The sequence below is a fragment of the Sphingobacterium sp. MAE genome (genome assembly GCF_056711605.1).
The window spans coordinates 215,486-230,398 of record NZ_CM160044.1 but is presented as its reverse complement, the minus strand read 5'-3'; the positions used below and the strand labels follow the sequence as shown (position 1 = coordinate 230,398).

The window sequence follows — 14,913 nt, the reverse complement described above, 5'->3', positions numbered from 1 at the left end:
TTTTACAAATGATCGACCCAATCCATAAATTGAGCTAACCATGCTACTGAACTTGTTTTATTAATCATTCCAAAACCGTGCCCGCCCTCTTCGTATGTTAATAGCTCATTCTTAACGTGGGCTTGATCTAATGCTGCCATCATGACGTAACTATTTTCTATAGGCACTGCTTTATCATCTTTTGCATGCACAAAAAATACAGGACAAAGTTTAGCTGTCACGTTATGTTCTGCAGAAAATTCGGCTTTCTTTTCTAAAGAAGGATTTTCTCCAAGCAGATTCGTTCGGGAACCTTTATGGGTAATGCTATCCTGCATGGAAATAACCGGATAGATTAGACCTGCAAAGTCAGGAGCTAAAGATAAATTTGTGGGATTGGCAATGAAAGCCTGATCTGATTTAGTGAGTAAAGTCGATGCTAAGTGTCCTCCTGCCGAAAATCCGATAACTCCAACTTTGGTCAATGAAGGGAAATCGTTTCGGATCCACTGCATCGCACGTTGCGCATCTTGAATAGGTCCAATACTTTTGTCGACCATAATATTGGGAGAAGGAAGTCTATATTTAAGTACAAATGCTGTAAACCCCGATTTTATCAATTCCTTGGCCACATCATGACCTTCATGATCCATCGCAATATGTGAATATCCTCCACCAGGTATAATCAAGATTCCCGTGTGCTTATCTACAGCTTGGGAAGGTTTGTACACAAATATTTCGGGGATATTTCGGTTAAACTTTGCCGTATCGGTACGAATAGCATTTGGAATCGCATCCTTGTACAAGGCAAACCTCTCTTGAGCAGAGGCTTGAAAAGCGATTGAAAAGAGTAAGATCATTAACGTAAATTTCATGTATTACAAATTGGTAACGATTATTAAATCCAGATCTTTTGCTGTCATTTCAAATTTAGAAGCAATGTCCTTATTGGTTAATATGCCTTGATAAAGGTATGTCGCACTCCTAATCCCGGCGCTTTTCCAGATGACATTTTTCAATCCACCTTGCTCTGCAATATCGAGTAATATTGGTGTAAAGATATTAGTCAGGGCATAGGTTGCAGATCGAGCTACCCTCGAAGCGATATTGGGTACACAATAGTGAATGACATCATATTTTCTGAATGTTGGTTCATCATGGGAAGTAATATTTGATGTTTCAAAACAGCCACCTTGATCAATACTAACATCGATGACAACGGCATTTGGTTTCATTTCAGATACTGTTTCTTCCGATATGACACAAGGAGTACGCCCCGTCTTTGAACGTAATGCACCGATAACAACATCGCAAGTTCTGACAGCCTTATTTAAAATAGCAGGTTGTATTATAGAGGTGTATACGGGACTTCCTAAATTATTCTGTAATCGCCTTAGCTTATAAATAGAATTGTCAAAAACTTTCACCTGAGCTCCCAAAGCGATCGCAGTACGGGCTGCATATTCGCCTACAGTACCAGCACCTATGATGACCATTTCTGTGGGCGGTACTCCAGTGATACCTCCTAACATCAATCCTTTTCCACCAAAACTATTACTTAAGTACTCCGAAGCGATTAATGTTGATGTAGCCCCTACGATTTCGCCCATAGCTCTAACGACAGCTAAACAACCTCCTTCATCACGTAAATACTCGAACGATAAAGCCGTAATTTTTTTTTGGATAAGTGCTCGAAGAACAGGCAGTTCCAATAGCGAAGGTTGTAGTGAGGACATCAAAATTTGATTGGGCTTCATCATCCCTACTTCTTTTAGGGTGGGAGCAGATATTTTGACGATACAGTCTGCTTGATACACTTCCTGTGCAGAAGATACAATTCGAGCTCCTTGTTCACTATAATGATGATCCAAAAAATTAGACCCCAATCCTGCACCTGTCTCCATGACAACCTCATGACCATTTTCTACCAAAAGACCGACAGATAATGGTGTTAAGCAAATCCTTCTTTCTTGAAATGCAATTTCCTTGGGCACACCAATAAACAATCTTTTTTCCCGTGAAGCCGTCGCCGATAAAGTCTCTTGAGGCTGTATCATTGCCTGACTTGCCAATTTACTTAACTCACTCATTTATTTTATGCATTACTTTTTAAATTTACTATTTTTATTTAAGCTAAGCAAAAGAAATTAAGTGGTTATGTAGTTAGTACATTAGAAAAAAAACTACATTTGTGAAACTAAAACACTAAAACAAACCTATGTTTAACAAACTTAATATTGTTCCTCGATGGATCATTTTTGTATTAGATATTTTCACGGCCATATTTGCTTTTACACTAGCAAACATTATCTATTACAGTTTTGACTTTGCGTTTATCAATACATCTGAATTTGCCATTAGGCTTATTTATGTAATAAGTGTGACGGCATCTTCGTTTTATTTATTCAAGATGCACACGGGTATCATCCGATATACAAGTGCAGTAGACTCCATTCGAATTTTAACGGCGATTGTTTTTGCAGTGTTTGTCTTTTTAGTGATTAAAACCGTGTTATTGGCCACTGGAGATCATCATACCATATCAGCCTCACTCGTTATTTTATATGCATTATTCTGTTTCTTGCTACTCACAACCTACCGAACGTTCATTAAAATATTTTTTGTCTATACCAAAAATATCAGAAGTGACAGACGTAACACGTTGATATATGGAGCTGGGGATTTGGGAATTGCCGTCAAAAGGACTTTAGATCATGATATCCGTTCGAAAAATGCAATTGTGGGTTATTTAGACGACAATGAGCAGAAAATTGGAAAAGTCATTGATGGTATCAAAATTTTTGATCCAAAGAAATTGGGTCAAGTCATCATCAATTTGAATATTGAAGAAGTGATTATCGCTTCTCACAACATACCTTTGGAATCAAAAACTGATGTTATTGATGTTTGTTTGGAAAAAAAGGTCGCTATATTGACCTTACCTTCTGTTAAAAAAATAATGAACGGGGAATTAAATCCAAACCAAATTCAAAAAATAAAAATTGAAGACTTATTGGAGCGCGCTCCCATTAAAATAAGCAATAGTAATATTTTAAGCCAATTAAAGGGCAAGCGCGTATTAGTAACGGGAGCTGCCGGATCTATCGGGAGTGAGATCGCAAGACAATTGGGCAAATTTGAACCACAGATGATCATCCTTTGTGATCAAGCTGAATCGCCACTTCACAATTTACAACTGGATTTGCAGGATGAATTTCCGCTCCAAGTGTATCATTCTTTTATTGGTGACGTTCGGAGTCTAGACCGTATGAAACTGATGTTTGAGACATTCAAACCACATTATGTCTATCACGCAGCAGCGTACAAGCATGTTCCCATGATGGAAAATCATCCTTTGGAAGCAGTGCATACCAATGTTGTCGGCACTAAAAATATTGCCAACCTTGCTGTGGAGTATAATGCGGATAAGTTTGTGTTTGTTTCCACGGATAAAGCGGTCAATCCAACTAATATCATGGGTGCGACAAAAAGAATTGCCGAAATCTACGTGCAGTCTTTCAATCATTTCTTACAAAACAATGGGCATCTAAATGCAAAGACTAAATTCATTACGACACGATTTGGCAACGTCCTAGGTTCTAACGGATCTGTGATCCCACGTTTTAGAGACCAGATCGAAAAGGGGGGGCCTGTAACGGTCACCCACCCCGAGATCACACGTTATTTTATGACCATACCCGAAGCTTGTCAATTGGTGCTTGAAGCGGGATCAATGGGCGAAGGGGGAGAAATATTCGTGTTTGATATGGGCAAATCTGTTAAAATCATCGAATTGGCCAATAAAATGATCAAGCTTTCTGGCTTTATTCCAAACGAGGATATTGAAATAAAGTTTACAGGACTGCGACCTGGGGAAAAACTGTATGAGGAACTACTCAACGATCTGGAAAATACGATGCCAACGCACCATAAAAAGATCATGATCGCAAAAGTGAGAGAAAATGATTTTCAACAGATAAATAATCATATTGAAGTTTTAATAGCTGGCATTAAGCATCAAAATAGACATGATGTCGTATTAGAGATGAAAAGAATTGTACCTGAGTTTAAAAGCCAAAACTCAATCTACGAACAAATAGATAAAGAAATTGAGGCTGAGCAAAATCCGATAAATCGAGTTTAACGTTTATTATCATTACAAAAGCTTGGATATTTACAGTAAAATTGTATTTTTGCAATCTATATTTTTTCATTGAATCATAATGTCTAAAAATCAAAACCAAAATAACGCTGGACAAGCGAATAAACCTTCACAAGGTTCATCTTTTCAGGACAATCAAAAAAGCATCACTTTTATTGTAGGTGGTATTTTTGTGTTAATTATATTGTATTTTGGATATCAAAAACTTTATTTACAACCAAGAGCTGAAAAAGCAGCGAATGAAATATTTAAAGCGGAAGAATATGCAACAATAGATTCATTACAAAATCGTGCTATTGAAGGTGATGGTTCTTTCTTAGGATTTAAAGAAATTGCTGATGAATATTCAAATACAAAATCAGCCAATATTGCTAATGCCTATTTAGGTGGATTATATTTACGTCAAGGTAAATACAATGAAGCTATTGAAGCATTGGAAAACTATTCTTCAACAGGTAGTACCATTCTAGATCCTTTGGTTATTGGATTAAAAGGTGATGTTTATTCAGAATTGAAAGATTATAAAAAAGCAGCTGGTTTTTATAAAGAAGCGGCTGACAAATCTTCAAACTCTTATACTACTCCATTATTTTTGAAAAAATTAGGATTAGTTTACGAGGCACAGAATGAATATAAACAAGCTGAAGAAACTTATAAGAAGATAAAATCAGACTTTCCTGAAAGTCAAGAAGCTGCTATGATAGACGGACCTATCGGTCGTGTACAGGCGCATTTATAGTATTTATGATGTTGCATCATATAGAAGGTCGCTCAAAAAGCGACCTTTTTTTTGTGCTGTATAACCCGGATAAAACCATCACTTTACAATGTCTGTCATCCATCGATGTCGAGGAGCTAAATCATCCGTGTGGCTGATAAACGATATTGATTTGAAAGAATAAATTTACTCTTAGATGAACGCTATTGTATTGTGTATCTAAGCAAATTTATCTAAGTTTGTTTCAATATGGCAAGTAGCATTAAAAATTTATCAGACTTCTCACACATAAAAGTCGCAAATGCAAATCCTTTTAAATTTGGGATTGTAGTAGCACAATGGAATGCTGAGATCACTGGGGCTCTTTTAAATGGTGCAATTTCTGGATTGGAAAAGCATGGAGCACAAGAAGAAAATATTAAAATCATCGAAGTTCCGGGCAGCTTCGAATTAATAACCGGCGCTGATATTTTATTACGTGATGATTCCCTTGATGCAATCATCTGTTTGGGATGTGTAATCCAAGGAGAGACTCGTCATTTTGATTTCATCTGTGACGCCGTAGCCAACGGAATCAGCAATGTGGCATTGAAGTACAATAAACCTGTTATTTTTGGTGTATTGACCACTGACAATCAACAACAAGCATTAGATAGGGCTGGTGGCCAACACGGAAACAAAGGTGAAGAGGCTGCGATTACAGCAATTCAAATGGCACAAATTAGTGCACAAAACTAATTTTACTTTTTTACCAAAAAAAGTATCAGTCATTGACTTTGTAGGTGCTTATGCTAAAATATGTGAAGGCTTGGCACACACATGCAAACAAGAATAAGATAATATTGTTATCTCTATAGTATTTGATCGACTTAGGTATCCTGTAAGAGATGTCTAAGTCGATTTTATCTTTTATAAAGATTCATATCATGAAAACTACAGTAAAAATTATTTTCTTTTACCTCATTGTGCAAGTTAATTTTGCCATAGCGGTAGCACAAGAGACGAGTGTCCCTGCGAAGCTTTGGTCTTCAATAGGCGGAAACGATATCTGGCAGGAAACAAAATTTTTATTATTTTCTTGTAACGGAAATGACAACGCCAATCTATTAAATAATGAGGCCGAACGTTCCTTATTGTGGAATCGGGAAACTGGTGAATGTCGATTTGAAGGGCAATCTAAAAAAAATGAAAAACTAGTCTACTTATTCAATTTCAAAACTAAGAAATCACTAAAATTTTTTGTTAATGCGGTTGATGTAAGCACCCAAGAGTCGGCATTGCAAGAGGACATCAGGCAACAGATCAATGGAGACTTACAACTACTCTTGCTGCCCACAATAGCAGAACTAAAAGGAATAAACTTTTCGAATACCACTGCGAAGCTTTTAAATAGTGAAAAGCTCTTGAGTACCTCTGTGACCTACAACGGAAATTTTTATAATAGCCCAATCAGAGGGAACCTCATGATTCATGAAAATAACGGCGAAATAAAAGTATTCGAAAATAGTATCAATTCAATAAGCTATCAAATTGATCAGTATAAAGATACGGGATCAGGTTTGAGACTACCGACTTCATTTGTTGCGATCAACAATAAAAAAGAAAAGCTGTACATTTACAACCGTTTCTACATTTGAACAGGTAGAAGCTTCAAAATTTACTGATTTATAATATGATTAACTGGATTCCTCTTAATAGTTTAGACCAACTACAAGAAATATTGAATAGCGATCAAGTATCTGCCATTTTCAAACACAGCACTACTTGTGGTATCAGCGGCATGGCCAAGAAAAACTTTGAGCGCTTTGCGAACCTGACGGATAAGTCTTATGATGTTTATTACTTAGATCTGCTGTCGTTCCGCGAAATTTCTAATCAGATCGCTTCCATCTGGAACGTGGAGCATCAATCACCACAACTCTTGATCATAAAAGGCAAAACTTGTATTTTCAATGCTTCACATGGCGATATTGATTTTGACGATGTCGTAAATCATATAAAATAGAAAAAGCTACTTCGGTAGCTTCTTTTATTTTATATTTTTTTATATAGATTAGTTTTTACCTTCATCTTCCCACCAGTCTTCTTTTAAATCATCGATCTCACGACGATCTCTTTTAGTCGGTCTACCCGTACCTCGATCTCTTTTAAGAATGGGAGCATGGAAAGCCGATTTGTAGGCTGAGGTTTCCTCTTCAGGAGTTAAATCTTCATAAAATTGTACCGCTGTTTTAGCATCTACCCTTCTTTCCAGAAGCCCTAAAACTTTGACTACCTTACGTTCAATACCTTTCTGGACCTGATAGATTTCTCCAACTTTCACCACATACGAAGCCTTTATATTCTGCCCGTTCAATTTTACCCGACCCGCTTTACAAGCTTCAGTTGCCAAACTACGTGTTTTGAAAAGACGTATTGACCACAAATATTTATCGATTCGAAGTTTTTCAGTTTCTGTTGCCATTTGTACAAAAATAGTCATAAAGACTTAAAATCTGCTTATTATGCATTATAAATTGAACAAATTTTAACATATTTGTCTTCAATAAAAAGAACTGATAATTTTGAATTATAAAAGATGGTTGATCAATTAAAAAAACTTATTGAAGATGCCTGGGAGGATAGACTACTTCTAGAATATAAAGAATATGCAGAGGCTATTCGTACAGTAATCTTAAAACTTGACGCTGGTGAATTGAGGGTTGCTGAACCTATTGGTACGAGATGGCATGTCAATGATTGGATTAAAAAAGCTGTTATTTTATATTTCCCTATTCGTGAAATGAGTGAATCAACTGCTGGTCCTTTTGTTTACTACGATAAAATGAAATTAAAAACGAACTACAAAGAAATTGGTGTTCGTGTTGTTCCTGGTGCTTCTGCTCGCTTAGGGGCTTATTTAGCAAAAGGTGTTATCTTAATGCCTTCGTATGTCAATATTGGTGCTTATGTAGGAGAAGGTACCATGGTGGATACATGGGCTACTGTTGGTTCTTGTGCACAAATTGGTAAAAACGTTCACTTAAGTGGTGGTGTTGGTATCGGTGGCGTATTGGAACCTGTACAAGCAGCTCCAGTAATCATCGAAGACAATGTATTTGTTGGTTCTAGAGCTATCGTTGTGGAAGGTATCCGCGTTGAAACTGAAGCAGTATTAGGTGCGAATGTTGTCTTAACAGCATCAACTAAAATCATTGATGTATCTGGTCCTGAACCTGTCGAATACAAAGGTTATGTGCCTGCTCGTTCTGTTGTGATCCCTGGTTCATACACGAAAAAATTTCCGGCTGGAGAGTACCAAGTTCCTTGCGCACTAATCATCGGTAAACGTAAAGAATCTACAGACAAGAAAACATCGTTAAACGATGCGCTACGTGATCATAATGTAGCGGTATAGTATTTTATATAATTAAAAAAATGAGTGAATTTGTAGATAGAAATGATATTAACCAGGCTCTAGAAGTACTCAAGAGTGGCGGTTTGATTTTATACCCAACAGATACGATCTGGGGTATAGGTTGTGACGCAACAAATCCTGAGGCTGTAGAAAAAGTTTTTCAGTTAAAAGGTCGGGGAAAAGAAAAGAGCCTTATTGTTTTACTACATAATGAAAATCAATTGGCAAGTTACGTGACTGAAATTCCAGAAGTAGCTTACCAATTGATTGAATATACCGAGAAGCCGCTTACGATCGTTTATTCCGCAGCTAAAAACTTAGCGCCTAATGTTATTGCAGAAGATGGTTCAATCGGAATTCGCATTGTAAACCATGATTTTTGTCAACAGCTCTTACAGCGCTTTAGAAAACCATTGGTCTCTACATCTGCTAATATCAGCGGACAATCTTCCCCGACATGCTTTGACGACATCGCTGAAGAAATAAAAGAGCAAGTAGACTATGTGGTCAAATATGGTCAACATGTCAAAAGTGATGGTAAGTCTTCAAGCGTAATGAAGTTGGATCCTAGCGGAAAGTTTGAATTTATCCGAAAATAAGGTGAACATGAAAAAATTAATATTATTCGTAGCGTTAGCATTTGGCTTTTCATGGAATAGTCAAGCGCAACAAAAAGAAATTACACCTGCGAAGGTTGGTGTACAATATGGCAAAAAGGTTGATAACTCTAATGCAATTACAGTTGACAAATTGGAAAAATCGTTGGAGACATCTGCCAAATTTACGGGTAAAGTCACTGGCAAAGTTGTTGAAGTTTGCAAAAAAAAGGGCTGTTATTTGACCCTTGAGAGAACAGGAGACAAAGAGCCTGTTATGGTTCGCTTTACCGACTATAGCTATTTTGTACCCACTGACCTCATCGGAAAAAATGTAGTTTTAGATGGCTACGCAAAAGTCAAAGAAGCGACAAATGAAATCACTTTTGTTGCAGACGGCGTATTGGTCGTAAAATAAACGTACTATAAAAACACTGAACAGGCTAATTCCGTTGGAAATAGCCTGTTTTTATTTGTAGCATTTATTAAATAAGCTTGATACCTTTGTAGACGATGAAAATGATCCATACTACAGCCGCTCAATCGATCAACTTAAAAGGTCAAATAATGACATTTGATCGTCCCATCATCATGGGAATATTAAATGTGACGCCAGACTCTTTTTTTGATGGGGGACAAAATAATACGATAGAACAAATACTTATCCAGACTAGAAAGTTACTTGAAGAGGGCGCTGACATCATCGACATTGGGGCTTATTCTTCAAGACCTGGAGCAGCATTGATCAGTTCTCAAGAAGAGCTGGACCGAGCACTACCCGCTATCGCTGCCATAGTAAGTACATTTCCAGATGCCATACTTTCTATAGATACTTTCCGAGCAGATGTGGCCGAGGCCTGTATACATGCTGGTGTACATCTCATAAACGATGTATCTGGAGGCACTATAGATCCTCTTATGTTCGAAACCGTAGCGAAATTGCAGGTCCCATATATTTTGATGCATATGCGCGGCATTCCTGAAAATATGCAACAATTAACCGCATATCAGGATATCGTCACTGATGTTGCTACCTATTTTGGACAAAAAATTGCAGCTTTACGAAAACTCGGGGTGAAAGACATCATCCTTGACCCTGGCTATGGTTTCGCAAAAACAATAGAACAAAATTATGAACTGCTACATCGCGTCGATGAGCTCCATTATTTTGGCCTTCCTTTACTTGGGGGAATCTCCCGAAAATCTATGATCTATAAAAAATTGGGAATAACTCCACAAGAGGCCCTAAATGGGACAACAGCCCTCCATACTTTACTCCTGAGCAAAGGCGTACAGCTGTTGCGTGTGCATGATGTTAAAGAGGCTAAACAGATCGTAGATCTGTTATGTAGTTAACCTTTTTTATACATGAAAGGCTTGAATAATCAAGCCTTTTATTATTTATACAATTTAATATCAATATATTACAACACTTCCATCAGCTTTTCAAAGGCCATTCCCCGGGATGCTTTCAACAGGATAGTTGCACCCGAGATGGGATGGATGGATAGGCTCGATTTCACATCATCGGTCGTTTCAAAAAACTCAGAATCGCCATCTTTGTGTTCATAAAATGCTTTGCCGACGAAAATCAAGCGTGCTCCTACAATTGTTTTGGCAAGATCTACCACTTTTTGATGTTCAAAAGAAGATTCATCTCCAAGCTCAAACATATCACCCAAGATAATGACTTTCTGCTCAGCTTCGATGATCCCCATATTAGTCAATGCGGCCTCCATACTCGTTGCATTCGCATTATAATAATCACAGATCACGGTATTGCGGTCTGTCTTTGTTATCTGAGACCGATTATTAGTAGGTGTATATTCTGAAATGGCTTCGTTGATAAGCCCAAGAGGAACATCAAAATAATGTCCCAGTGCGATCGCTGCTAAGAAATTTTCTGTATTGTAAGAACCCGTTAATTGGGTATCTGCTTGAAAGACTTGTTCCGATTGTTGAAGATGCCATTCGATTTGCAATAATGGATTTGCCTTGATCAAACGGCCAATGATGGCATTAGACTCGGAAAAACCATAGGTTACCACCTTATTGATATGTCGTTGTGCTGCCATTTCTTTCAAAAAAGGATTATCCCCCTGCAGAAACAATGTTCCCTGATTATCTTGTAGCCAATCATACAGTTCTCCTTTTGCTTTCTTCACCCCCTCAAAAGAACCAAATCCTTCCAAGTGCGCTTTACCTACATTGGAGATCAGCCCATGAGTAGGTGCTGCAATCTGGCATAAAAAATCAATTTCACCAATATGATTTGCTCCCATTTCGATGATAGCGATTTCGATTGTCTGATCAATCGCTAACAAGGTCAAGGGAACGCCTATATGGTTATTCAAATTTCCTTTGGTCGCATAGGTCTTATAGGTTTTGGATAGCACGGCATTCAACAACTCTTTAGTCGTGGTCTTACCATTGGTACCTGTGACACCAATAAAAGGAATCTCAAATTGTTGGCGATGATAATGTGCCAAAGCTTGTAAGGTTTTCAAAACATCATCAACGAGTATAAATCGATCATCTTTTTTGTATTGGACCTCATCAATGATCACGTATCGAGCACCAGAAACCAGCGCATGTTCTGCAAATTCATTTCCATTAAAATTGGCTCCTTTTAAAGCAAAAAAGAGTGAATCAGGTAAGATATGACGTGTATCAGTTGATACCGCAGGATATTGTTTGAATATGTTGTACAGTGCTTGCAGTTCCATTCTAAAAACTTTTATGTGATTGCATTTATAAGAGCAATCATAAAACAAACTTAGATAAATTTGCTTTTATACCCAATTATAATCTTACTAAAGATAGCGAGTACCTATACCCCATCCGGAAGAGCGCCATAACAGATTATAGGTTTTTATGGAGAAAGGTGATGATTTTATCGATCATGGGCTGAAACCAAGGATTAAAAAACCAAAAGGTATGCGGAGAGTCTTCAAATGCACAAACCTCTGTATAGATCCCTAAATCATGCATCTTACGTATCATATCATCTCTCCCTGCGTGAAAACGGGGTATGGAGCTATTCAAAAATAATGTCTTTGCCGTGGAGATATTGACTTGATACAAAGGTGAGGCTTTTTCCCATTGTGCAGGCTCCTGATCATATGTTCCTCCTAGCCAAAATGAAGCCATCTCCCCTTCTTCAGATTCTGGATGATTAAAAGCTACAATCCCGTCAATATTGACAACGGCCTGAACATATGCTTTTTTATTTGCATCACTATTTGTACCCAATAAACTTGCTAACTGACCTCCCGAAGAGGTACCGATTACCGCAATTCGAGCCGTATCGATCGGCAATTGCTTCTGATTTTTGGCCCATAAGACCGCATCTATTAAATCTGTATATGCTGCGGGAAATTTAGCTTCTAACGAAAGCCTATATTCCACACTCAGAACTACAAATTGATGTGCTAAGGCATTTGCCATCGTTGCCATCATCTCTTTATTGCCAGAACGCCATCCCCCTCCATGTACTAAAATGAGACAAGGATAACGGGTGTCAAAATTTTGAGGGAGGTAGGCATCTAAGGATAATATCCTATCATCTGTTTTTTTATATGGGATTTGACGGATGGTCAAAACTGTACTGTCTACTTTTTCTGCCAAAGTAATATAAGGTCTTTTCTTACTTTCTTTAGCAAAGGTACCTTGTAAAGTAAAAGAGCTGTCAACTTTCAAGATCTCCTGTGCATGGAGCAAGAAACACAAACTATTAAGAATAAGAAGTAAAATACGAACCTTCATGATTTTGAATTTTTTATTGCTTATCCGTTTCAACGGTAAAAAAGCTGATTAAAGACATCATTCTATGGATCAATTCAATTGCTATTTTCTGTTGGTTTCCAATCTGTAAATATCGATGAAAGACTGGGTTGCTTATAGTTATTATTTAGGATTTGCTTAGACCAAGGAACACGTTTGGACAACTGTTTAAACCCCTCTCCTCTGCAGTTAATTTCTAAAAAAACCGCTGTTTTATATTTATCCGGAAACATGGTATCTCCATTCCATGGATCCCAACCTTCAGCGACTATATGTGAGCCCAAGTTGCAGGCATAAAACATAGCTTTAGCATTAGAGCGCCATGGTCTACCCAAATAAACCTGATTTACCTGCTCATTTTTTGCGCGCAGATCACAATTTAAAAATACAAATCCATAAGGGTGACCATATGAGTTTGAAGGTGCCGTAATATAAGAGTTCTTTAAACTTTCAATCGTACATTTAGAAAAAACAGCTGTTGCTGCTCCAAATATAAAATCTGTACTTCCTGAAATAAAACATTGGTCGATAAAATTTCTTGATCCTGCTCGCGCCAAATAAAAAGTATCTTGCCACCCCAGGATCTTACAATTACGAACGATCGTACGATCAGCATCAATATGCAGTGCCACAGCTTGCCCCTTTTCTCCAGCAGTATTCTGTATCGTCAGATTTTCAATGACACAGTCATTGCCTGCTACAAGAACCGTGTAAGAGGTATAAGTATTAAAAGGAGTTAGAAACTCATTTTGTACATTTCTTTTACCTGAATAATCGTCATTTGTAATGATGGTCGAATCTCTATCTTCCCCTACTATATGTATAAAATGTTTCCATGAGGGTATATTCAGCTTTTCATGATAAATCCCTTTGTGTACGAATATCGTAACTGGAGACTCGTAAAAATCCCGCACCGCATGGACCGCTTCTTGAATTGTTGGATATCCCTCTCCGTGCTGCCCTACGATGAGCATTTTCTTCTGTTGGGCACAACAAAAGATTACTAAAAAAAAGCAAAAGATACTGATAAGAAGTCTTTTCATATTTATCCAACATCACATAAAAAAAGTAAGCCTATACCTATGGCAAAGGAAGCACTGGTTACAACAAGTTTACTGCTAATCGGACGCAATCACAAATCCTGATTATGCAATCGTTCCCGAAAACGTTTGCATATTTTATGATAGGTGAAATCTCTTGATTCGTCTTTTTATTCCTTATTTTAGAGCTATACCAATACCAGTAACCCGATCTCATGATGTCAAAACGTATCATTTTTATTTTACTGATTATATTGCAATTGATACCTGTGTCCTATGCTCAAGAATATGATTACATCGTATCCAAAGAAGGGAATGGCGATTTTAGTACAGTGCAAGAAGCAATAAATGCCACACCTGACTTTAGAAAAAAAGCTACCCGCATATTAATAAAAAAGGGCATCTATAAAGAAAAAATCATTATTGCGGGCTCGAAGCAACTTATTCAACTGATTGGCGAACCAAACCAACAAGTTGCCCTTACCTATGATGATTTCGCTCAGAAGAAAAACAGCTTTGGCGAAGAGATCGGTACTTCAGGCTCATCAAGCATATTGATCTACGGTGATGGTTTCTATGCTCAAAATATCACCTTTGAAAACTCTTCTGGCCCCGTAGGTCAAGCGGTAGCCGCATGGATAGCTGCCGATAAAGCTATTTTTCAAAATTGCATTTTCTTGGGTTTCCAAGATACGCTGTATACTTATGGCAAGGGTGCTCGACAGTTGTATGTAAACTGTCATATCGAAGGCACAGTCGACTTTATCTTTGGCTCGTCTACGGTATGGTTTGAAAAATGTATTTTAAAATGCAAGAATAGTGGTTATATCACAGCAGCATCAACACCGATAGACGTCAAAAACGGATATCTTTTCAATCAATGTCTGATCATCGGTGACCGATCTACAGGAAAATTTTATTTAGGAAGGCCGTGGCGCCCCCATGCTAAAGTTATTTTTCAACACACGACATTGCCAGACTTTATTGATGAAGGCGGGTGGGACAACTGGCGCAATATTGAAAATGAAAAAACAGCATACTTTGCCGAATATGGAAATAAAGGATCGGGTAGCCAAGTGGAGAAACGCGTGCACTGGAGTCACCAGTTAACAGATTCCGAAGCGGCAAAATATCAGATCAATACTTATTTTGATGACTGGGATCCCAGCGATATCATCAAAAACCCATGATTTACCGGTAACGATTGCATAGATTTCACTTCGATTTCATCGACAAAG

At 37.7% G+C, this 14,913-nt stretch carries 16 protein-coding genes; 10 read left to right on the top strand and 6 right to left on the bottom strand.

Annotated elements, in window-relative coordinates:
* Nucleotides 1–2: 2 nt before the first annotated feature.
* Together AC06G9_RS00945 and AC06G9_RS00940 are read right to left on the bottom strand one after the other, a co-directional pair.
* The gene (locus AC06G9_RS00945) at nt 3–854 is read right to left on the bottom strand and encodes an alpha/beta hydrolase (protein ID WP_480957387.1); all 852 of its coding nucleotides are present in this window, start codon (nt 852–854) and stop codon (nt 3–5) included.
* Nucleotides 855–857: 3 nt separating this feature from the next.
* Nucleotides 858–2,069, bottom strand: coding sequence for an alanine dehydrogenase (locus tag AC06G9_RS00940; RefSeq protein ID WP_094771913.1), 1,212 nt, complete (start codon nt 2,067–2,069; stop codon nt 858–860).
* A gap of 128 nt (nt 2,070–2,197) precedes the next feature.
* Between AC06G9_RS00940 and AC06G9_RS00935 the strand changes: the two genes are divergently transcribed.
* From AC06G9_RS00935 to ytxJ, 5 genes are all read left to right on the top strand, one after another.
* A complete protein-coding gene (locus AC06G9_RS00935) occupies nt 2,198–4,123 on the top strand; it encodes a polysaccharide biosynthesis protein (RefSeq protein ID WP_045752633.1) in 1,926 nt (641 codons plus the stop codon).
* Between the two features lie 79 nt (nt 4,124–4,202).
* Nucleotides 4,203–4,880 (top strand): tetratricopeptide repeat protein, encoded by a 678-nt coding sequence (locus tag AC06G9_RS00930; RefSeq protein WP_045752634.1) that lies wholly within the window; start codon nt 4,203–4,205, stop codon nt 4,878–4,880.
* A gap of 228 nt (nt 4,881–5,108) precedes the next feature.
* Entirely contained in the window at nt 5,109–5,597 is a 489-nt protein-coding gene (gene ribH, locus AC06G9_RS00925) for a 6,7-dimethyl-8-ribityllumazine synthase (protein WP_045755963.1), read from the top strand.
* A gap of 188 nt (nt 5,598–5,785) precedes the next feature.
* On the top strand, nt 5,786–6,496 hold the full coding sequence (locus tag AC06G9_RS00920; RefSeq protein WP_480957386.1) for a hypothetical protein: 711 nt from the start codon (nt 5,786–5,788) through the stop codon (nt 6,494–6,496).
* Nucleotides 6,497–6,531: 35 nt separating this feature from the next.
* The gene (gene ytxJ, locus AC06G9_RS00915) at nt 6,532–6,864 is read left to right on the top strand and encodes a bacillithiol system redox-active protein YtxJ (RefSeq protein WP_052627779.1); all 333 of its coding nucleotides are present in this window, start codon (nt 6,532–6,534) and stop codon (nt 6,862–6,864) included.
* A gap of 48 nt (nt 6,865–6,912) precedes the next feature.
* Here the strand turns inward: ytxJ and AC06G9_RS00910 are convergent, their stop codons facing one another.
* Nucleotides 6,913–7,341: an RNA-binding S4 domain-containing protein gene (locus AC06G9_RS00910; protein WP_248754996.1), complete on the bottom strand. Its 429-nt coding sequence runs from the start codon at nt 7,339–7,341 to the stop codon at nt 6,913–6,915.
* Between the two features lie 96 nt (nt 7,342–7,437).
* Between AC06G9_RS00910 and AC06G9_RS00905 the strand changes: the two genes are divergently transcribed.
* From AC06G9_RS00905 to folP, 4 genes are all read left to right on the top strand, one after another.
* Complete coding sequence (locus tag AC06G9_RS00905; RefSeq protein ID WP_108159274.1) at nt 7,438–8,256, top strand: 2,3,4,5-tetrahydropyridine-2,6-dicarboxylate N-succinyltransferase; 819 nt, start codon at nt 7,438–7,440, stop codon at nt 8,254–8,256.
* A gap of 20 nt (nt 8,257–8,276) precedes the next feature.
* Complete coding sequence (locus tag AC06G9_RS00900) at nt 8,277–8,855, top strand: L-threonylcarbamoyladenylate synthase (RefSeq protein WP_094771912.1); 579 nt, start codon at nt 8,277–8,279, stop codon at nt 8,853–8,855.
* Nucleotides 8,856–8,862: 7 nt separating this feature from the next.
* Complete coding sequence (locus AC06G9_RS00895; protein ID WP_052627500.1) at nt 8,863–9,270, top strand: DUF4920 domain-containing protein; 408 nt, start codon at nt 8,863–8,865, stop codon at nt 9,268–9,270.
* A 95-nt stretch (nt 9,271–9,365) separates the two neighbouring features.
* Entirely contained in the window at nt 9,366–10,208 is an 843-nt protein-coding gene (gene folP, locus AC06G9_RS00890) for a dihydropteroate synthase (protein ID WP_045752960.1), read from the top strand.
* A 68-nt stretch (nt 10,209–10,276) separates the two neighbouring features.
* On the opposite strand, the gene AC06G9_RS00885 is transcribed toward folP, so the two are convergent.
* The 3 genes from AC06G9_RS00885 to AC06G9_RS00875 form a co-directional block, all read right to left on the bottom strand.
* A complete protein-coding gene (locus AC06G9_RS00885) occupies nt 10,277–11,578 on the bottom strand; it encodes a UDP-N-acetylmuramoyl-tripeptide--D-alanyl-D-alanine ligase (protein ID WP_480957385.1) in 1,302 nt (433 codons plus the stop codon).
* 136 nt (nt 11,579–11,714) lie between these two features.
* The gene (locus AC06G9_RS00880) at nt 11,715–12,617 is read right to left on the bottom strand and encodes an alpha/beta hydrolase (protein WP_480957384.1); all 903 of its coding nucleotides are present in this window, start codon (nt 12,615–12,617) and stop codon (nt 11,715–11,717) included.
* Nucleotides 12,618–12,691: 74 nt separating this feature from the next.
* Complete coding sequence (locus AC06G9_RS00875; RefSeq protein ID WP_434439980.1) at nt 12,692–13,678, bottom strand: pectinesterase family protein; 987 nt, start codon at nt 13,676–13,678, stop codon at nt 12,692–12,694.
* 212 nt (nt 13,679–13,890) lie between these two features.
* Here AC06G9_RS00875 and AC06G9_RS00870 point away from each other — a divergent pair, with 212 nt between their 5' ends.
* Nucleotides 13,891–14,865 (top strand): pectinesterase family protein, encoded by a 975-nt coding sequence (locus tag AC06G9_RS00870; RefSeq protein WP_480957383.1) that lies wholly within the window; start codon nt 13,891–13,893, stop codon nt 14,863–14,865.
* Nucleotides 14,866–14,913 lie beyond the last annotated feature (48 nt).